Source organism: Acinetobacter sp. C26M, from assembly GCF_023702675.1.
In the GTDB taxonomy this organism is placed as follows: Bacteria; Pseudomonadota; Gammaproteobacteria; order Pseudomonadales; family Moraxellaceae; genus Acinetobacter.
Genome location: NZ_CP098478.1, coordinates 3,452,336 through 3,474,483 on the forward strand (window position 1 = coordinate 3,452,336; position 22,148 = coordinate 3,474,483).

Here is a 22,148-nt window from a genome sequence, read left to right on the forward strand (position 1 = left end):
ATGTCAACTATAATCATTGTACTGCTCGTCATTGTACTGATTGTAGCTATCGTTTTAAAAAAACGTGAAAGCAATCAAGCCAATACTGCACCTAAAAAAGGTGCAAGTAAAACGACAAAAAAAACAGCGACACGATCTGCTTCACGAACCACACTGGTACGTGAAGAGCAAGAGCCAGCAGCACTACCAACGACTACAGCCATCTCTGAAAGCTTACGCCAAAAACTTGAACAACAAATTCAAAGTGGTAACTTTCAATCTGCCGAGGCACAAATTAATCAAGCCTTAAAACAAGACAATTCTCAACATGAACTGTATTTGTTTTTACTTGATATTCACTTAAAGCAAAAAGATGATTTGGCAATTGATCAGTTGATCAAGCATATTCATGCCTTAAAACTTGAAGATATTGCGCAAGCAGCTGAAGCGAAGTACCGTGAATATGAGCAGAATAAACAACCTGACTCAATTGAATTTAACTTAGCATCGCATAGCTTTCAGCAAACACCTGCATCTGAACCACAGGTTCAAAGCAACATCGCTGACTTTGATGCTTTAGTCCAAACACCAGCAGCACAATCATTTGATGACCTACAATCAGAATATGTTGCTCCTGCGGAAGAAACCAAGCCAACTGAACCTGTACCAGACGTACAACCTTTAGACTTCAACTTTTCTTTTGAACAAAAACAAGCAGTTGAATCGGTGCCTGCACCCGTTGAAGCATCTGAAAGCAAAGAACAGCAACCACTTGAGTTTTCTTTTAACTTAGAATCAACAACACCAAGCGTTGAAGAACCGAAAGTTGAAGAAATAAAGCCAGAGTTAGATTTTGACTTCGCCAACTTAGAAGTAGCGTCAAATCAAACCGGAGAAAAAACACCTGTTGAAGAAGCTGCACCAAGTTTAGATTTTAATTTTGAACCAACAATTGAGAAAACTGAGCAGCCTGCATCGCTAGAGACAGCAGAATTTTCATTTGAAGTTGAAAAACCTGTAGCAGTCGTTGAACCTCAACCTGAGTTTATCGCCCCTGTAGCTCCAACTCCTACTGTTGCTATCCATGATCCATTGGCACAATCTTTCCCAGACCTACAACAGCTTGACGAAGCCCAACTGAATTTAGAGCTTGCAGAGCAGTATATTGAATTAGGTGCATATGATTCTGCGCGTGAATTGTTAAAAAACAACTCGTCGTTTAACGCAGAACAACAGCAACGTTCAGAAAATTTACTGAATAAAATAGCTTCCTGAATTTGATCAGTCTAATATAAGCAGTCTCTCAGACTGCTTTTTTTATGATGAAAACAATCGCTTTAATTTATATGGGTGGGACGTTTGGTTGTATTGGTGAGCCATTAATGCCAATGCCTGAACAGGATTTTTTGCCTTTATTGAGTCAGGTCATTCCCCCTCATTTACAAGTCGAATGTTTTGCGGCACCCAGTATTAAAGACAGTAGTGCCTGTACTGCAATAGACTGGTTAAAGCTGGTACAGCAAATCCAACAATTACAGCTCAATGGCTTCCAGCATTTTGTCATTATTCATGGAACAGATACCCTGAGTTATGCTGCAGCAACATTAGCACGTTTTTTAGGGCATTCTTGCCACGCGATTATTACTGGTAGTCAATATCCATTACTGAATACCGATGGTAACAATACCCGAGAATTTACCGATGCGATTGCTAATCTTTATTTAGCACTGGAACAGGTTCTCTCCCTACCAAGTGGTGTCTATCTTGCGTTTCATCAGCAAGTCTTCCATGCTCAAACCACGTTAAAAGCACATACCACAGAATTAGATGCATTCGTCGGAGTCAAGGCAGAACAAAGCTGTGCAACCACCACTGACTATTTTATTGTACAGAACGAGCAGATTGAAAAAGCAGCTCAGCTCAGTGTGCTTAACCTAATGCTGCAACCGATTGCAAAAGAGCAGTTGATTGTACAGTTAAAAAATCTTCTATTTGCACCTCCAAACTTTTTAGTTCTACAGGGCTTCGGCACAGGCAATATTGCTGTGAATGATGAAGTTCTAGCATTATTTGAGCAACTCTATCAGCAGCGGTGTTTACCCATTATCAGCACCCAAGTGACTTTTGGGCACATCGATCAACGCTATGCTGTCAGCTCATGGATTCATTCTGCCAAAGTTTTAGTCAATGATTGCCATAGCCATGCCGATTTATATGCAAAAGTCTTGCAAATGTATTTAAAATACCCGACCCACGAACAATGGTTCGCGCATTGGCATCAACATTAATTCTGAGGTTAGAACATGCAACGTTATGCAATCGGTATTGAATTTTGCGGTACTCAATACCGTGGTTGGCAAACCCAGCAGGCTGGCGTGATCACTGTTCAGGAAACCATAGAAAAAGTTCTCAGCACCATTGCCAATGAACCCATCATTTTGCATGGTGCTGGACGAACCGATGCAGGCGTGCATGCAACCAATATGGTGGCGCATTTCGATACCGAAGCCATTCGCCCAGAACAAGGCTGGATTCGTGGTGCAAACAGTCAACTACCTAAAGATATTTCAATCCAATGGATTAAATCTATGGATGAAGATTTCCATGCGCGTTTCAAAGCAGTGGCGCGTCGTTATCGCTATGTAGTGTATAACGCTCCGACTCGCCCTGCCTTGTTATATAAACAGGTCACCCATCTTTATCAAACGCTTGATGTGCAAAAGATGATTGCGGCAGCAGCAAAATTTGAGGGTACCCATAATTTCGAGACTTTCCGCGCTGCAGCCTGTCAATCCAACCAACCAGTACGCCATGTAAAACACTGTCGTTTATTCGAACATGGTCGTTATCTGGTCTTAGATATTCAAGCAGATGGCTTCTTGCACCATATGGTGCGTAATATTATGGGATGCCTGCTTGAAATTGGGCAAGGTATGTATGAGATTGATCATATTGATACTATGTTTGCAGCAGAAGACCGCACCGCTGCAGGCATAACCGCTCCACCTGATGGTTTATATTTTATTCAGTCTTACTATCCTGATGAGTTTGATTTACCACAGCTACCCTTAGGTCCACACTGGTTAAATTTAGCTGAATAACAAAAAAGCCTTATCACAATGATAAGGCTTTTTATTTAGAATCAATTAACGTTGTTTGCGCTTGCGATATTCGACTGGGGTTTCATTGGTCCAACGCTTAAAGGCACGATAGAAAGTACTTGGTTCAGAGAAACCTGTTAAATATACGATACGCTCGACGCTTTCATTGGTATTTGCTAATAATTTTTTCGCTAAACGACAACGATAATCAGAAAGAATCTGCTGGAAGCTGGTATTGGCTTCACTCAATTGTGTTCTTAAACGACGAGGAGTGATATTCAACTGAGCTGCCACCGTTTCCAAAGTGGTTTCACCACTTTCAAGAGTTGATCCAATCGCTCGACGAACTTCACCCACCAGATCATACCGCGCCAGTTCTTGTAATTTCTCAATCGCTAATTGTTCATGCAATTGTAGCAATTCAGGCTCTGCTTGCCAGAGTGGATAATCAAGTACGGCAGCATCAAAATAAAGACGGGTTTCTTTTTGCCCTAAACTAACAGGACAGCCATACACTCTAAAGTATTCATCATCAGCAGCACCCTCATTGAAGTTAAAATCAATGTAAATTGGATGAAACTGACCTTCAGTAATAAATTTAAAGAAACGTAAAATGCCTGACATAGCACATTCAGAAAAATGGCGATTCACCAAATTATCTGGCCAATACTGTTCACCATTACTCAGATAACAACGACCATCTTCGATCACCAATTTGGCATCGAAAGCATCACTAATCAGGCGTTGATAAGCCAAAGCTCGCTTTAAGCCTTCGCCAAAGGTTTCACTACTAATAAATAGATGTTCAATCACTTGCCCACGATAAAGAGGTAAGTGTTCACCAAGGTGAAGTCCGATATCAGGATCGTTACTGACATCCTGTGCAGCGATCCAAAACGCATTTTGTGCACTGAGTGGCGTTCTTGCATTGGTATCCACCTGATTTAATGCCACACCAGCCTTTGTTAAAATCTCTTCAGTTGGTAATCCTGCTTTACGAATTGCCTGATAACCAAAGCGCAATACAACTGATGCATCTGTTAGCTGACCCACGCTGTGCCCTTCCCTGTAGATACGTTATTATGACAATGAACAACAATTTTAGATTAACGTTGATTGACCAAACTGACAACAATATTCTGCTTATTTTGTTAAAAAAAATCATAGATTGTCTGACAGTTCCTTTCGGTTAATAACTGACAGCCTCTCACAGACTTGATCTTGTAAATTTTAAATAAATTGTCTATAATTTGCGCCTTCCCAATTTGATCTCAGGTAGGCTATGGCCAATAAAGAGGAACTCATTGAGTTCGAAGGCGTTGTCACCGAAACGCTTCCTAATACGATGTTCCGTGTACGTTTAGAAAACGGTCACGAAGTTATTGCTCACATTTCTGGTAAAATGCGTAAACACTATATTCGTATTTTGACAGGTGACAGTGTTAAAGTTGAAATGACACCTTATGATTTAACTAAGGGTCGTATCACTTATCGTGCGCGCTAAGTCAGATTAGTGAATGCAAAAAAGCCACATCATGTGGCTTTTTTTATACCAATTATTTGAGTTTATTCACTTAGGCGTGTGGTTTTACAGCCCACCGTCTGGCATTCACGTATACGTTCTTGCAACCAATTATTACGCTCTTGGGTCGTGGTTAAACGGCACTGAACATTAACTGAACTTTGTACATCATCAGTACATTCTGCATCACGATGGCGAATCCAGGCCAGTTGCGATTTTTTCAAAATTTTTTGTTGTGTGTCGTTCAGTTGCTTACGCAATTGCTGATAGTTTTTATTTAAATCGGCATCAGCACTGGCATAAATTTTATTGGTACAGTAGATATCATCATAAGTGTTGCGAGCATTGTCGCAATTATCTGCATAGCTCAATGTCGCCATTGCCCCACAGATCAAGCCAAATATTATTTTGCGCATGAAATTGTCCAAATCGCTTAATTATCATTGCTATCTAAGCATATTTTACTGAGCTTGAACATTGCCCAAAAGTAGGTAGCTTTATACATTTTTGTCTTTGCATTGTTCTGTCGTTAGAATAGTTAAATTGACTATACATTAAGGAAAATAAGATGGCGAATTATAAAATATACCTAGCTTCTCTCATTTTAGGACTACAAGGATGTGCAACTTCTGGATGGCAATCATTTCGACTTCAAGACTATTTACAGCCTTATATTGGACAATCAGCAGATCAAATTCAGCAGAATCTCAATCTGAGAACTTTAGGTTTTCAAACCTTAAAACAACCTCAAAGAAGCGATGAAAATTTAGTCTTTACGGTGCTTCGCCCAATCAATATTCCAGTCCCTATTGCACAGTCTTATGGTGATGCCAGTTCACCTATGAGCGGTTCAGTCCGTTTAGGCTCCATTTCAACCAGCCAACAGTCCTATGACGTTAATTTTTATTGCCACATTATCTTTGAACTGGATCAACAACAAATTGCGCGCTCCATTCGTTATGAAGGTAAAGCCTGCTAATCCATTCAATAAAAAACGCAGCTATAGCTGCGTTTTTTATTGGCTTTAATGCTTCTTAGTTCAATGCTTTCACTACAGCTTCGCCCATCGCATCAGTACCGACCTTGCTCATACCTTCTGACATGATATCGGCAGTACGTACGCCTTGATCTAAAACCTGACCGACTGCATCTTCAATCGCTTTCGCAGCAGCTTCCTCACGGAAGGTATAACGCAACATCATCGCTACTGAAAGCACTGTTGCGAGTGGGTTAGCAATATTTTGACCTGCGATATCTGGCGCAGAACCATGACATGGTTCGTACATCCCTTTGCCATTTTCATCTAAAGACGCAGATGGCAACATACCGATTGAACCGGTTAACATCGCGGCTTCATCAGACAAGATATCGCCAAACAAATTGCCTGTGACGATCACGTCAAATTGCTTTGGAGCACGAACCAATTGCATCGCAGCATTATCCACATACATATGCGACAACTGAATATTTGAATACTGTGCTTGCTGTATATCCGTAACCGTTTGCTTCCACAACTCCGTCACTTCAAGTACGTTAGCTTTATCTACTGAACATACTTTACCACCACGTAATCCAGCCAGTTCAAAAGCAACTTTAGCGATGCGCTTGATTTCACTTTCTGAATAAACGTCAGTGTTATAACCCTGCTTTTCACCATTTTCAAGTTCTCGAATACCACGTGGTTGACCAAAGTAGATCCCACCTGTTAATTCACGAACAATCAAAATATCAAGGCCTGCAACAATTTCTGGCTTCAAGCTTGAAGCATCTGCCAATTGCGGGTACAGAATTGCAGGACGTAAATTAGCAAATAAGTTTAATTCGCTACGAATTTTTAATAAGCCACGTTCAGGGCGGATTGAGCGTTCGATGGTATCCCACTTAGGCCCACCAACAGCACCAAGTAAAATCGCATCCGCTTTTTTTGCCTGTTCACTGGTCACAGTTGGGTACGGTTCCCCATGTGCATCAATTGCTGAGCCACCCAGTAAACCATGTTCCCATGTCAAACCTAGATTAAATTTATCATTGACCTTGGTTAAAACCTTTTCAGCAGCAGCTACGATTTCAGGACCAATGCCATCACCCGCTAAAATTAAAATATGCTTAGACATCTATTTTTCCAGTTTCCTATGTGCAGCTTTGACACTGCGAGCCGATTAAATCTTTTTCTCAACAAACTCACCTAGTCCCGTACTCACGTCAAACGGACGGCAAAAACGGCGAATGGTGTGTTGCTCTTGTTGTAAATCCACGCACAACGGATCAGGTACAGAAACATTAAGTAAGCTGCCTGAACGACGTGTTCGGTCTCGGTACATTTTAAAGGTATAGCGCACATGCGGTTTAAATGCATGAATCACATGGAAAGTCTCAGCACGATCAGGTGAGATTGGGTAAAAACGAATCACAACTTCATATTGCTTGGCAGGCACACTTAAGTAGACCTGCTGTTTACGACTAAATACTGAGCCATGTAATCGTACAATGCCACGTTCCATTGCCTGTTGGCTAATTCGGTGGGTCTTTGCATCAATGACCGCAATATCACCGATTCGTTCAAACTCACAATTCTCAACGCCTGAACAATATAAAGTTGTGTTGTCCGCCTTACTTTCTAACGTGTTTTGTGCGATACGAACTTGATCCACCACATTGGGTGCATTTTGACACGCGGTCAATGTCGTAACAGCGCATAGACACAGTAAAATACTGCGAGCGAGTCTTCTTTTCATTATTCAAGCCCAGTCCTCATGTCTTGTTAACATGTAAGCAAAATATTATCCGCTAGCATGTTAACAAGAGTTCAATCTCTGCGCTATGCCTATGTTAAAAATGTCTAAAACCCAGTTTTGTTTGTTGCCCCAAAACTTAGGCTTGAATATCCTGAAATACCCAAGGACGTGCTTGTTTTGCTTTCTCTTCAAAAGCACGAATATCATCTGCAACCTGTAAAGTTAAACCAATATCATCCAAACCATTCAATAAGCAATGTTTACGGAATGGATCGATTTCAAACTTAAATGCTTCACCTGCGGGCGTACGAACTTCCTGTGCTTCTAAATCAATCGTAAGTTGATAACCTTCTGTTTCGGCACACTCTTTAAATAACTGATCCACAGTCTGTTCAGATAAGATCACAGGTAACATGCCATTTTTAAAGCAGTTATTAAAGAAAATATCGGCAAAGCTAGGCGCAATTACGGTACGGAATCCGTATTCATTCAATGCCCATGGCGCATGCTCACGGCTTGAACCACAACCAAAATTGGTGCGCGCCAATAAAATACTTGAACCTTGATAGCGCGGTTGATTTAACACGAAATCAGGATTCTTTGGACGTTTACTAATGTCTTGGCCTAAATAACCTTCATCCAAATAACGCAATTCATCAAATAAGTTGTCGCCAAAACCTGTCCGCTTAATCGACTTCAAAAACTGTTTTGGAATGATTAAATCCGTATCAACATTGGCACGATCTAAAGGCCCAACAACACCTTGCTCTACAGTGTATTTTTCCATGATTTTGCTCCCTTAGAATGAACGAACGTCAACAAAATGGCCTGCAATCGCTGCAGCTGCCGCCATTGCTGGACTCACTAAATGGGTACGCCCGCCATTGCCTTGACGACCTTCAAAGTTACGATTAGAGGTCGAAGCACAATGTTCACCTGGTTGCAACTTATCAGCATTCATCGCCAAACACATTGAACAACCTGGTTCACGCCATTCAAAACCTGCTGCCAAGAAAATTTGATCTAAACCTTCTTGTTCAGCTTGCTGTTTCACCAAACCAGAACCTGGCACAATCATCGCTTGCTTAATGCTAGATGCTACTTTGCGCCCTTTTACCACATCCGCAGCTGCACGAATATCTTCAATACGTGAGTTAGTACATGAGCCAATGAAAACACGATCTAACTGAATATCAGCCAAAGCTTGACCAGCAGTTAAACCCATATATTGATAAGCACGGGTCCAGTCATTGCGTTGGACATCATCTTTGGCTTGTTCTAAGGTTGGTACTGCCTGCGAAACAGGAATCACCATTTCTGGAGAAGTTCCCCAAGACACTTGCGGCTCAATCTCTGCACCGTTCAATACCACTACGGCATCAAATATGGCATCATCATCCGAATGCAAGGTATTCCAATATTCTACCGCCTGATCCCATTGCTCGCCTTTTGGTGCATAGTTACGGTCTTTTACATAGGCAATGGTTTTGTCATCGACTGCAACCATACCAACACGAGCACCCGCTTCGATCGCCATATTACATACGGTCATACGACCTTCAATCGACATATCACGGAATACTTGGCCACCAAACTCGATGGCATAACCTGTACCACCCGCAGTGCCTATCTTGCCAATAATTGCTAACACAACATCTTTCGAAGTCACGCCTTTGCCTAATACACCATCAACACGAACCAACATGTTTTTCGACTTTTTCTGTACCAAGCATTGGGTTGCCAATACATGTTCAACTTCTGAAGTCCCAATACCATGTGCTAAACATCCGAAAGCACCATGCGTTGCTGTATGCGAATCACCACAGACTACGGTCATACCAGGTAAAGTCAAACCTTGCTCTGGGCCAACCACATGGGCAATCCCTTGACGGATATCATTGATACCAAACTCAACGATATTAAAGGTTTTGCAATTGTCATCTAAGGTTTGTACTTGAATACGCGAGGTATCGTCCTCAATCCCTGCAATCCCCTGTTCACGTTCTTTTTTAGAGGTGGGTACATTATGGTCAGGTGTTGCAACGTTGGCACTTAAACGCCAAGGTTGACGATCAGCAAGCTGTAAGCCTTCGAAAGCTTGAGGACTGGTCACTTCATGTAATAAATGGCGATCGATATAAATTAAGCTCGAACCATCATCACGTTGTTTTACTAAATGGTCATCCCATAACTTGTCATACAAGGTTTTGCCTGTTTGGGTCTTGCCTGCCATGTCCTCGCCTCCATCGTGCTTGCCATTGGTCTGGGTATTTTCATCTTGAATTAATTATAGCAACCACTTCACATAAATCTAATTTATCATTTTTATAAATTAACAAACTTTTAGGAATGATAAATTGGAATTTTATATCTTGATCATCTCATTTTAAATTAAAAATTTAAATCATCTTGGCTTAGTGCATTTCATACACACCATAGCTTTGAGTGGCTTATTTTAAATGAATCATCTCACGATTTATAAATCCAATCGTCCTAAATTGAAATTTCTTTTTTACATTTTATTCGATAATGATTATTATTTACATATATAGAGATTCTTAAGGGCATCCCCATGACTCGTATTAAAAAATTTGTACATAACAATCGTCGAACTTTTAAAAAAACTTTAAGTTATTATATTGTGCATATCAGTGTTGCAATGATGGTTGCTTATGTGATTACAGGAAACTTTTGGATTGCAGCGACCTTAAGTTTGCTTGAACCAACGGTACAAGCCTTTGCTTTTTTCTTTCATGAGAAGATTTGGAATCATTTCGAATTTAAATTAAATAAAGATACTCAACAGCTTTAAAATTTCTTTGGATACTCTTGTATGAATCTCGCTGCTTTTGAAGCATTTGTAAAAGTCATGGAAACTGGTTCAATTTCCATTGCAGCAGAACAATTATTTATTACCCAACCCGCAGTCACCAAACGGATTCATAGCTTAGAAGACTACTTCGGGGTCAAGCTGTTTGAATCTGCAGGTCGGGGAATTCAGCCCACCCATGCAGCGCATTCTCTATTACCTAAAGTTCGTACTTGGTTAAATGAATTAGGGGAAATTCACCATACCTTAAGTCATGAACAAGCTCAGGTCCAAGGCCGCTTAAAAATAGGTACCAGCCACCATATTGGCTTACATCATCTAGCGGAACCACTTAAAAACTTTGTTCAGCATTATCCTCAAGTGACCTTAGATGTGCATTTTGTCGACTCTGAGCAAGCGCATGAACAAGTTTTGGCAGGTGAACTGGAACTGGCTTTTTTAACCTTACCACCCGTTGGAGATGATCGCCTTAAATACGTCACCATCTGGAATGACCCATTGGTTTTTGTTACTGCTCCGTTTCATCCTTTGGCTCAGCAAGCACAACTAAAACTCGAAGACCTGATTGCCTACCCAAGCCTTTTACCAGCAGCACAAACCTATACCAGTCAAATTACCCTTTCAGAATTTGAAAAAAACAACTTAAAACCGAAAATTACCATGAGCAATAATCCTCTTGAGTCAATCAGAATGCTGGTGTCGATTGGTTTAGGTTGGTCAGTTTTACCCAAAACTTTGGTCAATCAAGATTTAAAACAACTCGATTTAAAGCTGGATATGCAGCGTCAGCTCGGTATGGTTTGGCATCCTGCACGGATTCAATCTAAAGCGGCTGAGGAATTAATTCGAATGATGCATGTTGGCTAGCGAAATCTTTAATCGCCACCGCCACCACCACAGCTGCTGCAACTACTACAGCTACTGCTACTTCCGCAACTCGAAGAGGATGACGAAGACTGAGCTTGCAGATACTGTGCATAATCCTTGGTCATCAACTCTAAATTAAAATATTGCCCATCCTGCCAATTTAAGGCCTGATCAATCGCAAACAGTCTAGGTAACAGTGTGGTATTTCTTGGCTGATAGGCATGTAAACTACAGCTATTTCGCCATGCTTCAAATAGCTGTTGGGCTTGTTGCTTAGACGTGATGTTGCCGTCATAAGGATTATGCTGTAGTTGACGACCAATCGTTTGTTGACATAACTGCTGATATTGTTTTGGAAACTCCAACATCACATGCCATAAAGAATCAACCGCATGTGAAGGCATGGCATACGCTTGTTTTTGCATAACATGCAAAGCCAAGTAATCCTTAAATCCTACTTCGATCAATTGTCGTTGTTTTAGCTCTAATTCTGGGTAGTAATATCTAAATTGACTCCAGAACATTGGATCAAATTTGAGTTGCTCAATCTTTTCTAGTTTCTTGAACTTGGAACGCGCAATCAAGGCAAGATTTAGCACAATCACAGTCCAAAGCAAAGGTAAGATTACCCAAGCAGTAAAAAGCTGTTGCTGCCAACTGTACATAACTATCAATAGCAAGATCGGGAGAGCGATCCATCGCTTTTTGATCATCGGTTGTTGTCGTTTTAATTGCAGTAATGCATCAATTGAAATAGAAGTCGGTACTTCCTGATTTATTTTTATTTTCATAAAATGATATTAAAAATAAATGATGACATTAATATGACAAAAAAATCCACCTTTGAGGAGACCCTCTTCAAGTTAAGTAAGCGATCGAGTCATTTATTTTGTTGATGCTAACACCTGCCTATTATTAAAGAGCATCCTCTCCAGCGAGCTGAATTTTAGCATCCGCAATCGCATGCATAAATTGCTGATAGTCATTTAAGTTACGAGCCTCATACTGTAATGCATACTCCTGCAGTACCTTGATAATGGTATCACCCTCACCTAAATACCCTCTCAAGACATCAGCATTACCTGCTTTGGCGTGTGCATGGGCCAAAGCCAGACCACAACTATCCGCATATTCTTGAAAAAAAGCATCATCCATGCCAGCCAAATCAATAGACACTTTCATATCACGCAGTTGGCGAACCAAATAATCTTGTTGTTGCGCACTTGAATATCCTAAGAAAATATCACTGGCTGCTTGCATCAATTGCTGACCATGAACCACTCGCTCACCTTCATGTGAAACTTTCTGTAAAAAAAGTGGAGTTAAAATCGAAGGATTGGCTTCTTTCATCTGTAAAATAAGAGGTTCACGATCCGCATCTTCAAACAAGGCAATGGCTGAGCGCGTCCCGACACTCCCCACGCCAACAACTTTCAAAGCCACATCAGTACATTGATAGCGGTCAAATAAAACTTGGCGATCATATTTCAGTGTGCTGCGATATTTCTCAAAAAAAGCATCCACACCTTCAGCAAAGGGCTCATCTGTTTGAGGATGCCAAAGTAAAGGTTCATCATCAATAAAATGGCGAAACCCTGTGGCTTCATCCTGTTGCGTCAATTTTGGTAAAATCGAAGAACTATCCCGACGTGATGCTGTACTGACTTTTTTTTCTAATTTTTTACGGACTTTCTGGTTTTCAGTTTTTTCCAATAAGGTTGTGGCATCAATTTTTTCATACCAAATTTGTAAAGGAGATAATACGATTTGTTGTTCTAAATGAGTGATATATGCATTTAGCATCCGTTGAATTGCCTTTAAACCAGCCTCCTCTCCCAAACCTATATCTTTCGCGGCAATCACAAAGCTGGTCACCAAGCGCTTTAGATCCCATTCAAACGGCGCAACCAATGTTTCATCAAAGTCATTAATACCAAATAACAGATTACGCTCTGGACTGGCAAATCCCCCAAAGTTGCTCAAATGGCAATCGCCACAAATTTGCTGAAACAGGCCTGAATTGCTCTGCTCCCAAACTTGGTCAAATAGCATCAGAGCTGGCATCCCTCGATAGAAAGTAAATGGCGAAACGCTCATCCGCTTGGCACGAATTGGTTTTAGCCGCTCCAAGCGCCCCTCATTACTCCAATCATAGAGGGTTAAAGCTGTAATCTCTTTTGGGCGTTCTGATAACTGTGCCAGTTGTTCACGTGAAATTCTTTTCCGTTGCGATTTCCCCAAAGCAAAACCTTCACTTTTGGTCAGCAACTTACCTTGATAGCGGTGTCGTGTCAGATCAATGCTTTGTTCTGTCCACAGTTGTTTTGGTAATTTAATATGTGGTTTTGACATAACACCCCCGAATCACTTCAATAGTGTTATAGCAATAAACTTAAGCGATCGGCTTAGTATTTTTGTTTTTAATTATTCTTGATTAAAGGCCAAACATTTCCAATTCCCATTAGACGTCTTTGGCCTTTGAGACTCAAACTAGATTGACCAATCTTGAATATCCCAAGCTTGTTGTTGTGCCAGTTTTTCTAAACGATCATCTGGATTCACTGCAATCGCATGCGTGGCATACTCAAGCAAGAAACGATCATTAATTGAATCAGAATAAGCCCATGACTCGTTCACGCTTCGCCCAGCCAGCCATTGATCTAAACGTGCGAGCTTGCCTTTTTGATAACACGGAATCCCAGTCACTTTGCCTGTATATTGACCATCCACCACTTCAGCATTGGTTGCAATAATTTCAGTAATGCCAAATTCACGGAAAATCGGTGCGGTAATAAAGTCACTTGTTGCGGTAATTCCAACCAGCACATGTCCTAGATCCTGATGTCTTTTAATCGCATCAAAACCCTGAGGACGCATTTGTGGACGGATTACTTTTTGCATAAACAACTGATGTAACTCAGTTAAATAATTATTATCGTGTTTAGTCAGAAATTCAAAAACAAATTCGTTATAGGCAATTGGGTCAAGTTGCCCTGCTTTATAATCCTCATAGAACTTGTCATTCATTTGACGATGATGAACTGGATCAACCAAACCTTCATTGACCAAAAATTCACCCCAAGAGTGATCAGAGTCAGTATTTAACAGGGTGTGATCTAAATCAAACAAAGCCAATTGCATAGAATTTCTCGTTTAAACTGAAAATTAAGAAAAAAAATGTAAATCTATCTCCGCTAGTCGATAGAAATTCGTTAAGATCATAGCAATTTTTAAACATTTTACTTTGACCTTTTTCGAGTTGGGCAAAAGAGTGACTGTCCCCGAGATCAAAGTCAACGATATAGACAAAATTTAGGTAGCCAAATGATCGACTCAGAAGGTTTCCGACCCAACGTCGGGATCATTTTGGCAAACGATGACGGACAAGTTTTATGGGCAAAGCGCATTGGTCACAATGCTTGGCAATTTCCACAAGGAGGTATCCAATTTGGAGAAACCCCTGAACAGGCACTTTTTCGTGAACTGAGAGAAGAAGTCGGTTTATTGCCCGAACACGTCCAAATTATAGCGCAAACAAAAGGCTGGCTGCGTTATCGTTTGCCACATCGGTACATTCGGTCAGATTCAGATCCGGTATGTATTGGTCAAAAGCAAAAATGGTTTTTACTGAAATTAACGGCATCGCCTCATCATATTCAGTTAAACCTCTCAGACCCACCCGAATTCGATGAGTGGCAATGGGTGAGTTATTGGTATCCATTAGGTCAAGTGGTCAACTTCAAACGAGATGTTTACCGAAAAGCCATGATGGAGTTATGTTTACAACTACCTCAGCGACAATAAGCTTCAGTTGATATTTCAACCACTCTCGTTGCAGCAAACATCTGTAAAAAATCAATAGTGTCTCTTGTTAAATCATCATTTTAAGCAATGATTTTTAGCAAGAGAGCTGTTATAACTAGGCCTATAATGATTCAATAAATTGGAGTAAACATCCATGTCAAACATGCAACTCGACACGCTTAGACGCATTGTGCAAGAAATAAATGCGTCCGTCAGTTTGCATGATTCTTTGGATATTATGGTCAATCATGTGGCCGATGCCATGCATGTCGATGTTTGTTCAATCTACTTGTTGGACGAGCGTAATCGTCGTTATGTGCTCATGGCCTCTAAAGGCTTAAAACCTGAAGCTGTGGGTACCGTCTCACTCAGTGTTGGTGAAGGTCTGGTGGGACTGGTCGGTCAACGAGAAGAAATCGTTAACTTAGACAATGCACCCAAACACGAACGTTTCGCTTATTTACCCGAAACAGGTGAAGAGCTATTTAACTCTTTCCTTGGTGTGCCTGTCATGTACCGCCGTAAGGTGATGGGTGTTTTAGTCGTTCAAAACAAAGAGTCTCAAGATTTTAGTGAAGCTGCTGAATCCTTTTTAGTGACGCTTTGCGCGCAGCTTTCAGGTGTTATTGCCCATGCACATGCGGTAGGAAATATTGATGTATTCCGCAAACCCAGCAATGGTCCTAGCTATAAAACCTTCCAAGGTGTTTCAGGTGCTGGCGGTGTCGCTTTAGGTCGTGCCATCGTGTTGTACCCTCCTGCTGACCTTGCTGCGATTCCAGATCGTGAAGCAGAAGACATTAGCGATGAATTAGAATTATTGGATCAAGCTATTGCTGCGGTACGTTTAGAGATTCAGTCCTTAGACGAGAAAATGCAAGACTCACTGATGTCCGAAGAACGTGCCTTATTTAGCGTGTTCTTGCGCATGTTGGATGAAAATGCTTTACCAAGTGAAATTAAAGACCATATTCGTGTCGGTAGTTGGGCTCAAGGTGCTGTACGCAAAGTCATCGATAAACATGTTGCGCTGTTTGCACAAATGGAAGATGACTACCTGCGTGAACGCGTCTCTGATCTGAAAGACCTCGGTCGTCGAATTTTGGCTTGCTTGCAAGAAAATGATACCAGCCACCGTGAACTCAGCCCTGACAGTATTTTGATTGGAGAAGAAATCAGTACTGCAGCCTTAGTTGAGCTCCCTGTAGATAATATTGCTGCGATAGTGACCTCAGAAGGTGCCGCCAACTCTCATATGGTGATCGTGGCACGTGCTCTCGGTATTCCAACTGTAGTCGGCGTGACTGAATTACCCATCACCACACTTGATGATATCGAGATGATTGTCGATGCCTATCAAGGACGTGTCTTCGTCAATCCACCGCGTCGCCTACGTCAACGTTATAAAGAAGTACAAAAAGAAGAAGAGCAAATTGCTAAAGATTTGAAACAATACGAAACCAAAGATGCGATTACGCCTGATGGTGTATCAATTCCTTTATTCGTCAATACAGGCTTGATGATTGACGTTGTTCGTGGTGTACAACGTGGTGCCAAAGGTGTCGGTTTATATCGCAGTGAAATTCCTTTCATGCTACGTGAACGTTTCCCTGGTGAAGAAGAACAACGTGCTATCTACCGTCAACAGTTGAGTCATTTTGCGAACAAACCTGTGATTATGCGTACCCTCGATATTGGTGCGGATAAAGATTTGCCTTACTTTAGCATTGAAGAGGAAAACTCAGCATTGGGCTGGCGTGGCTTACGCTTTACCCTAGATCATCCTGAAATTTTCTCTGCGCAAATTCGTGCGATGCTGAAAGCCAGCATTGGTCTAAATAATTTGCATATCCTATTGCCGATGGTGACCAGCGTCAGTGAAGTCGAAGAAGTACTGTATCTGTTAGAACGTGACTGGATTGCGGTACAAGAAGAAGAGCAAGTCAAAATCACCAAACCAAAAATCGGGATTATGGTTGAAGTACCAAGCGTACTTTTACAGATCGATGAATTTGCTGAATTAGTCGACTTTTTCTCGGTGGGTTCTAACGATTTGACCCAGTATTTACTGGCTGTGGATCGTAATAACCCACATGTTGCCAACGTCTATTCGCACTTCCATCCATCCGTACTACGTGCCTTAAAACGTTTGGTTCAAGACTGTCATATCCATCAAAAACCAGTTAGCGTTTGTGGTGAAATGGCGGGGGATCCATTATCAGCAATTCTACTCATGGCAATGGGCTTTAATACCCTTTCAATGAGTTCGAGCAATATTCTCAGAGTACGCAAAGCGATTTGCCATGTACCAATGACTGATGCAAAGAAACTATTGGATGATGTGTTACAAATGAATAATCCACTGGTGATTAAAAGCTGGCTTGAACATTATTTTAAAACACATGGTCTTGCCGACATGGTCAAATCTAATCGTATGTTGAATGTCTAAAACAGACTTCAACTGGTAAAAAATGCAAACATAAAAAAGGCGACTTTCTATAAAGTCGCCTTTTTTATTACAGTATTTATTTAGCTGAACGCAGGTAAATCTGCTGTTTACCGCCATTCAAAGTCACGCTTGGAAATTTACGATCGTAATCAATCACAATCGCATCTTTACCAGTTAGATTCTTGGCATCCGATTCCCAAGTCACATAGTACTTGATTTGAGCATCATCTCGAACTGAAGGTTGAATAAGCTTGCGGTGATCTGCTGGGACAGTAAAATCAACTGCAAATGGTACTTGAGAAATCTGGACTTTTTTCTGCTGAATCAAAGTCGCTGGAACATCTGCGATCTGACTGTCCACTGCATATAAACTTACAGTACCCTGCTGTTGCGTAACCGTATAATTACCTTGTCCAACAAACTCAACATTCAATGAATTTGCTTTAGTCTCATCTTTTTGTGGCATGGAAGTACAACCTGCTAAAACAGTTAAAGACAACCCGAAACTCAATGCTAACTTCTTCATTTTTTTAATCTCTTAAAAGATAAGCACAAAATAACATAGCGCACATTAAAATCCTGAGGATTTACATATCTCCTACCGAGCATATCGTTTCAGACAGTCGAATCGTTTGAATAAAGTGCAATCGTTTAAAATACGGCAGTTAAAGCCAGTCTAAATTCAACCGAGGTAAAAGGATTACGGAAATGTCCTAACTTACTTTTACATAACTCCAACATGTAAAAGTAGCTGCTCCTCATGCACGTTAAGCCATTTTTGTTTCTTCTAACCAAGTCTTATATTGATACTCGATCAAAACCAAGTAATACAGTAAGTCTTTATTTTTTATTTATCTTTTATCTTTTTTTAACAAATCTAACATTCAAAAAAACCCAGTTCATGTTTAAGATTTAGACAGCTTCAATCGAATAAAGCATTTATGACATCAACTTTAATCCATTGGAAAAAAAGCTTTCATCAACCTAGAGTAAAAATACAAAGGATGTGAACTTGATCATGATAAATCGCACTTAGGCATCTGAAATTTCGATACCCAATTTGCACATGAAATAGTTAAACATTCATATCTTTGAACGGTCCAATAGTTGAGATGATCTCACTCACAGGTCATCTTGATGGAGATAGAACATGAGCCAAGACGATAAAAAATGTCCTTATAGCCACTTAACCACTGATTTTGGTGCCCCTGTCGTTGATAACCAAAACAGTATGACCGCAGGAGCTAGAGGACCATTATTAGCCCAGGATTTATGGCTGAATGAAAAACTTGCCAACTTTGTCCGTGAAGTCATTCCTGAGCGTCGTATGCATGCCAAAGGTTCTGGTGCATTTGGCACATTCACCGTAACCCATGACATTACCCAATATACTCGCGCTAAAATTTTTAGCGAAATCGGTAAAAAAACTGAGATGTTTGCACGTTTTACTACGGTTGCAGGGGAACGTGGTGCAGCGGATGCAGAACGAGATATCCGAGGTTTTGCCTTAAAGTTTTACACTGAAGAAGGTAACTGGGACATGGTCGGGAACAATACTCCTGTGTTCTTCTTACGTGATCCACGTAAGTTCCCAGATTTAAACAAAGCGGTAAAACGCGATCCTAAAACCAACATGCGTAGTGCAACCAACAACTGGGATTTCTGGACATTACTTCCAGAAGCCTTGCACCAAGTGACGATCGTGATGTCTGATCGCGGTATTCCTTCAAGCTACCGCCATATGCATGGATTTAGTAGCCATACCTATAGTTTTATTAATGCAGACAATGAACGTTTCTGGGTGAAATTCCATTTTAGAACACAGCAAGGTATTAAAAACCTAACTGATGCTGAAGCTGGCGAATTAGTTGGTCAAGATCGTGAAAGTCATCAACGAGATTTATTTGATGCAATTGAGCGCCAAGATTATCCAAAATGGACGCTTTTTGTACAAATTATGCCAGAGCAAGATGCAGAAAAAGTTCCTTACCACCCATTCGACTTAACCAAAGTGTGGCCTCACGGCGACTATCCATTGATTGAAGTTGGTGAGTTTGAATTAAACCGCAATTCAGAGAACTTCTTCTTGGATGTGGAACAATCTGCTTTTGCACCAAGCAACTTGGTGCCAGGTATCAGTGTTTCACCAGACCGTATGTTACAAGCACGTTTGTTTAACTATGCGGATGCTCAACGCTACCGTCTCGGTGTGAACTACCAACAAATTCCAGTCAATGCAGCGCGTTGCCCTGTGCACAGTAATCACCGCGATGGTCAAGGTCGTACGGATGCAAACTATGGTGGCTTACCACACTATGAGCCAAATAGCTTCGGTCAATGGCAAGAGCAGCCTCAGTACAAAGAGCCACCATTGAAAATTAATGGTGATGCTGATTTCTGGGACTATCGTGAAGATGACAGCGACTACTTCAGTCAACCACGTGCCTTGTTTGAATTGATGACACCAGAGCAACAACAAGCATTGTTTGGCAATACTGCACGTGCGATGGGCGATGCTTTAGACTTCATCAAGTATCGTCATATCCGTAACTGCTATGCTTGCCATCCAGCTTATGGTGAAGGTGTTGCAGCAGCACTAGGGCTTAGCGTTGCCGATGCTCAGGCAGCACGTGAAACTGATCCAGCACGTCATTTGCCAAGTTTTCTCTAAACTTTAAACCTCGAAAACAAAAAGCCATCTTCGGATGGCTTTTTTTATGGAACTGGGTGACAATTTATTCAAAACAACATCAGAAAAATAACCATGCAAAATCGATTAGAACAACTGATTCAAACTCATAACATCATCCTATTTGATGCCGAATGTGTGTTGTGCTCAGCATGGGCTGACTTTATGATCAAACATGATTTGAGTACCTGTTCAAACTGGTTTCTGTTCAATCCAATATTGGGCAGCAACTCCTTACCTATTGCCATCTTCCTACTGATCATTTTGAAACAATGGTCTTACTGGAAAATGGTCAATGCTATACCGAATCGACCGCATTTCTACGCATCATTCAACGGCTAGACTCCCCCTACACCAGTTTAAAATATGCACGTGTTATCCCTAAAGTCATCCGTGATTTTGCTTATCGTCGTATTGCACTCAATCGTTATCGCTTATTTGGTCAAAATGAACAATGCTATCGAGTGACACCTGAAACTCAGCAACATTTTCTCTTGGATGAGGTCTTCACATGAATCACGAGAACCTGACCCTTCAACGGATTTTGAAGTTTTGTCAGTTGATTATTGCAAGTCTCTGGATTTATCAAGGACTCATTCCGAAACTGATTTTTCAAGTCGAAGGTGAACAATATGTTTGGCAGCAACTTCATGTGCCTGCGCCTTATATTGCATGGATGATTTCACTGTCCGGCATTGCCGAGATCATTTTTGGTAGTCTGTTTTTATTTTTAACTCATAAATATTTGCATTGGCTCAGCATTATCAGCCTGATTGGGCTATTTATTTTCGTTTTGTTTATTTATCCCAATCAGATCTATCAAGCCTTTAATCCTGTAGTCATGAATATTGCGCTGGCAAGTCTTTCGATGATTTCAATTTAGTGTCTTGAGACCCTTCAAGATACTAAGCACGAATAAAGTGCCCTTCGCGGATACAATAGAAGGGATTCACCAATTTCGAGGATGATTTCATTGCTTGTTGAAGTTCATGCTCAGGAGCATCTCGATCTTCGTCAGTCAGTTGAAAAGTTCGATAATGAATCGCCAGAGAACGGTGAGCGTGTAAGTCTAAATGGGCATGGAATGCATCTTGAGGGTTCATATGGACATATCGCATCAACATCCGCGGTTCATAAGCCCCTATCGGCAATAATGCCACCCGAACATCGCCATAACGCTCATGGATTTGTTTGAAGTGTGTGGAATAACCCGTATCCCCAGCAAAGAAACAATGTCCTGTTTTAGCAAGTAAGGAAAAACCACCCCACAATGCTCTGTTCTGATCACGCACCCCACGTCCAGAAGTATGCTGTGCAGGTGTATAGGCAATCTTCAACTCATCATGAAACGGGATTTCCTGCCACCAATCCATTTCAATCACATGCAAATGTTTAGGTAGGTAATAACCATTGCCTAAGCCTGTATAAATCGGCATTTCAAATTTTTGGTGCAACCACTCTAAAGTTGCCAAATCCATATGATCATAATGGTTATGACTGAGTAGCACTCCATGAATGGTCGGCAAGTGCTCTAAGGCAATCCCTGCTGGGCAAACACGCTGTGGGCCATTGCCCTGTTTCGGGCTAACATACTCACACCAGACTGGATCGGTCAGAAAATTATAGGGCCCGATTTGAATTAACACCGTCGCATGACCGACAAACCAAATTTGCCAATCATTCATATCGGCATGTGGGCGATTCTGTGGAAGTTCCAGCATGTGATTACGCATGTTCCATTCATGCGAACGATCTACAGTCCAAGTCGATGATTTACGTGTTGCCAACCATTTGAGTAAGCCTTTACGATCAAATGGTGTTAAGGGTTTCTGTAAATTATAGAAACGATCAATCCCACAATGATCAGAGGCTTCATGTGGAAAAGGAGGTTTCCCCCAAGTATGGCTCAAGCAAGATTGTGTCGGCAATTGGTAGGTTAATGTCGGCTTATCTTTCATGTACGTCTTCTTTGGTGGAATCTCATCGCATGAGGTGAATGGTTTGGTATCCCGTTTAGGTCATGGATTATTTTTTAACGCGATAGCCTTTCAAATCATGATGATTTTTTTAGGATTCTCGTCTTATTCCAAATCACTATAATCGGTCTTTGATCCTAACATAAGCTTGTTAGTTATGCTGATTTTCTCTGGTAGAGTCAACACAATTTTACCG

Annotated in this window: 22 protein-coding genes and 1 pseudogene; 12 read left to right on the forward strand and 11 right to left on the reverse strand. The window is 41.1% G+C overall.

The window, feature by feature from the left end; translation table 11 throughout:
* From fimV to truA, 3 genes are read left to right on the forward strand one after another with little or no spacing between them, the layout of a single operon-like run.
* Positions 1-1,254, forward strand: a complete 1,254-nt coding sequence (gene fimV, locus NDN11_RS15875; RefSeq protein ID WP_251110183.1) for a T4P machinery localization factor FimV — start codon at positions 1-3, stop codon at positions 1,252-1,254.
* Between the two features lie 44 nt (positions 1,255-1,298).
* Positions 1,299-2,267: an asparaginase domain-containing protein gene (locus tag NDN11_RS15880; RefSeq protein ID WP_251110184.1), complete on the forward strand. Its 969-nt coding sequence runs from the start codon at positions 1,299-1,301 to the stop codon at positions 2,265-2,267.
* A gap of 15 nt (positions 2,268-2,282) precedes the next feature.
* On the forward strand, positions 2,283-3,080 hold the full coding sequence (gene truA, locus NDN11_RS15885) for a tRNA pseudouridine(38-40) synthase TruA (RefSeq protein WP_167250496.1): 798 nt from the start codon (positions 2,283-2,285) through the stop codon (positions 3,078-3,080).
* A 45-nt stretch (positions 3,081-3,125) separates the two neighbouring features.
* Here truA and NDN11_RS15890 read toward each other — a convergent pair whose 3' ends face one another.
* Positions 3,126-4,133, reverse strand: a complete 1,008-nt coding sequence (locus NDN11_RS15890) for an AraC family transcriptional regulator (protein ID WP_004656037.1) — start codon at positions 4,131-4,133, stop codon at positions 3,126-3,128.
* Positions 4,134-4,362: 229 nt separating this feature from the next.
* Here NDN11_RS15890 and infA point away from each other — a divergent pair, with 229 nt between their 5' ends.
* Entirely contained in the window at positions 4,363-4,584 is a 222-nt protein-coding gene (gene infA, locus NDN11_RS15895) for a translation initiation factor IF-1 (protein ID WP_001284370.1), read from the forward strand.
* Positions 4,585-4,646: 62 nt separating this feature from the next.
* Here infA and NDN11_RS15900 read toward each other — a convergent pair whose 3' ends face one another.
* The gene (locus NDN11_RS15900) at positions 4,647-5,018 is read right to left on the reverse strand and encodes a lysozyme inhibitor LprI family protein (RefSeq protein ID WP_167250492.1); all 372 of its coding nucleotides are present in this window, start codon (positions 5,016-5,018) and stop codon (positions 4,647-4,649) included.
* Positions 5,019-5,170: 152 nt separating this feature from the next.
* Between NDN11_RS15900 and NDN11_RS15905 the strand changes: the two genes are divergently transcribed.
* On the forward strand, positions 5,171-5,581 hold the full coding sequence (locus NDN11_RS15905) for a hypothetical protein (RefSeq protein ID WP_251110185.1): 411 nt from the start codon (positions 5,171-5,173) through the stop codon (positions 5,579-5,581).
* 55 nt (positions 5,582-5,636) lie between these two features.
* Here NDN11_RS15905 and leuB read toward each other — a convergent pair whose 3' ends face one another.
* The 4 genes from leuB to leuC all read right to left on the reverse strand — a co-directional run bounded on the left by leuB (position 5,637) and on the right by leuC (position 9,570).
* Positions 5,637-6,716 carry a 3-isopropylmalate dehydrogenase gene (leuB, locus tag NDN11_RS15910; RefSeq protein ID WP_251110186.1) on the reverse strand — a complete coding sequence of 360 codons (1,080 nt, stop codon included), beginning with the start codon at positions 6,714-6,716 and terminating at the stop codon, positions 5,637-5,639.
* Positions 6,717-6,761: 45 nt separating this feature from the next.
* The gene (locus NDN11_RS15915; RefSeq protein ID WP_251110187.1) at positions 6,762-7,337 is read right to left on the reverse strand and encodes a hypothetical protein; all 576 of its coding nucleotides are present in this window, start codon (positions 7,335-7,337) and stop codon (positions 6,762-6,764) included.
* A 136-nt stretch (positions 7,338-7,473) separates the two neighbouring features.
* On the reverse strand, positions 7,474-8,124 hold the full coding sequence (leuD, locus tag NDN11_RS15920; protein ID WP_251110188.1) for a 3-isopropylmalate dehydratase small subunit: 651 nt from the start codon (positions 8,122-8,124) through the stop codon (positions 7,474-7,476).
* A 12-nt stretch (positions 8,125-8,136) separates the two neighbouring features.
* Positions 8,137-9,570 carry a 3-isopropylmalate dehydratase large subunit gene (leuC, locus tag NDN11_RS15925; RefSeq protein WP_251110189.1) on the reverse strand — a complete coding sequence of 478 codons (1,434 nt, stop codon included), beginning with the start codon at positions 9,568-9,570 and terminating at the stop codon, positions 8,137-8,139.
* A gap of 339 nt (positions 9,571-9,909) precedes the next feature.
* Between leuC and NDN11_RS15930 the strand changes: the two genes are divergently transcribed.
* Together NDN11_RS15930 and NDN11_RS15935 are read left to right on the forward strand one after the other, a co-directional pair.
* Positions 9,910-10,149 (forward strand): DUF2061 domain-containing protein, encoded by a 240-nt coding sequence (locus tag NDN11_RS15930; protein ID WP_005192174.1) that lies wholly within the window; start codon positions 9,910-9,912, stop codon positions 10,147-10,149.
* 21 nt (positions 10,150-10,170) lie between these two features.
* Positions 10,171-11,034: a LysR family transcriptional regulator gene (locus NDN11_RS15935; protein ID WP_251110190.1), complete on the forward strand. Its 864-nt coding sequence runs from the start codon at positions 10,171-10,173 to the stop codon at positions 11,032-11,034.
* Positions 11,035-11,042: 8 nt separating this feature from the next.
* On the opposite strand, the gene NDN11_RS15940 is transcribed toward NDN11_RS15935, so the two are convergent.
* The 3 genes from NDN11_RS15940 to NDN11_RS15950 all read right to left on the reverse strand — a co-directional run bounded on the left by NDN11_RS15940 (position 11,043) and on the right by NDN11_RS15950 (position 14,175).
* Positions 11,043-11,825, reverse strand: coding sequence for a UCP032817 domain-containing protein (locus tag NDN11_RS15940; RefSeq protein ID WP_251110191.1), 783 nt, complete (start codon positions 11,823-11,825; stop codon positions 11,043-11,045).
* A gap of 124 nt (positions 11,826-11,949) precedes the next feature.
* Positions 11,950-13,386 (reverse strand): DUF2252 domain-containing protein, encoded by a 1,437-nt coding sequence (locus tag NDN11_RS15945; RefSeq protein ID WP_251110192.1) that lies wholly within the window; start codon positions 13,384-13,386, stop codon positions 11,950-11,952.
* 138 nt (positions 13,387-13,524) lie between these two features.
* Positions 13,525-14,175 (reverse strand): HAD family hydrolase, encoded by a 651-nt coding sequence (locus tag NDN11_RS15950; protein WP_251110193.1) that lies wholly within the window; start codon positions 14,173-14,175, stop codon positions 13,525-13,527.
* Positions 14,176-14,358: 183 nt separating this feature from the next.
* Between NDN11_RS15950 and NDN11_RS15955 the strand changes: the two genes are divergently transcribed.
* Together NDN11_RS15955 and ptsP are read left to right on the forward strand one after the other, a co-directional pair.
* Entirely contained in the window at positions 14,359-14,838 is a 480-nt protein-coding gene (locus NDN11_RS15955; RefSeq protein WP_167250473.1) for an RNA pyrophosphohydrolase, read from the forward strand.
* Positions 14,839-14,992: 154 nt separating this feature from the next.
* Positions 14,993-17,287, forward strand: coding sequence for a phosphoenolpyruvate--protein phosphotransferase (ptsP, locus tag NDN11_RS15960; RefSeq protein WP_251110194.1), 2,295 nt, complete (start codon positions 14,993-14,995; stop codon positions 17,285-17,287).
* 76 nt (positions 17,288-17,363) lie between these two features.
* Here ptsP and NDN11_RS15965 read toward each other — a convergent pair whose 3' ends face one another.
* The gene (locus tag NDN11_RS15965; RefSeq protein ID WP_167250469.1) at positions 17,364-17,813 is read right to left on the reverse strand and encodes a hypothetical protein; all 450 of its coding nucleotides are present in this window, start codon (positions 17,811-17,813) and stop codon (positions 17,364-17,366) included.
* Positions 17,814-18,437: 624 nt separating this feature from the next.
* Here NDN11_RS15965 and NDN11_RS15970 point away from each other — a divergent pair.
* The 3 genes and pseudogenes from NDN11_RS15970 to NDN11_RS15980 all read left to right on the forward strand — a co-directional run bounded on the left by NDN11_RS15970 (position 18,438) and on the right by NDN11_RS15980 (position 20,859).
* A complete protein-coding gene (locus NDN11_RS15970; RefSeq protein WP_167250467.1) occupies positions 18,438-19,958 on the forward strand; it encodes a catalase in 1,521 nt (506 codons plus the stop codon).
* 93 nt (positions 19,959-20,051) lie between these two features.
* A pseudogene (locus NDN11_RS15975) lies at positions 20,052-20,491 on the forward strand (thiol-disulfide oxidoreductase DCC family protein).
* The gene (locus NDN11_RS15980; protein WP_251110195.1) at positions 20,488-20,859 is read left to right on the forward strand and encodes a DoxX-like family protein; all 372 of its coding nucleotides are present in this window, start codon (positions 20,488-20,490) and stop codon (positions 20,857-20,859) included. Before NDN11_RS15975 ends, NDN11_RS15980 begins: the two are co-directional and overlap by 4 nt.
* A 22-nt stretch (positions 20,860-20,881) precedes the next feature.
* Here NDN11_RS15980 and NDN11_RS15985 read toward each other — a convergent pair whose 3' ends face one another.
* Positions 20,882-21,934: an MBL fold metallo-hydrolase gene (locus NDN11_RS15985; RefSeq protein ID WP_167250461.1), complete on the reverse strand. Its 1,053-nt coding sequence runs from the start codon at positions 21,932-21,934 to the stop codon at positions 20,882-20,884.
* Positions 21,935-22,148: the final 214 nt, after the last annotated feature.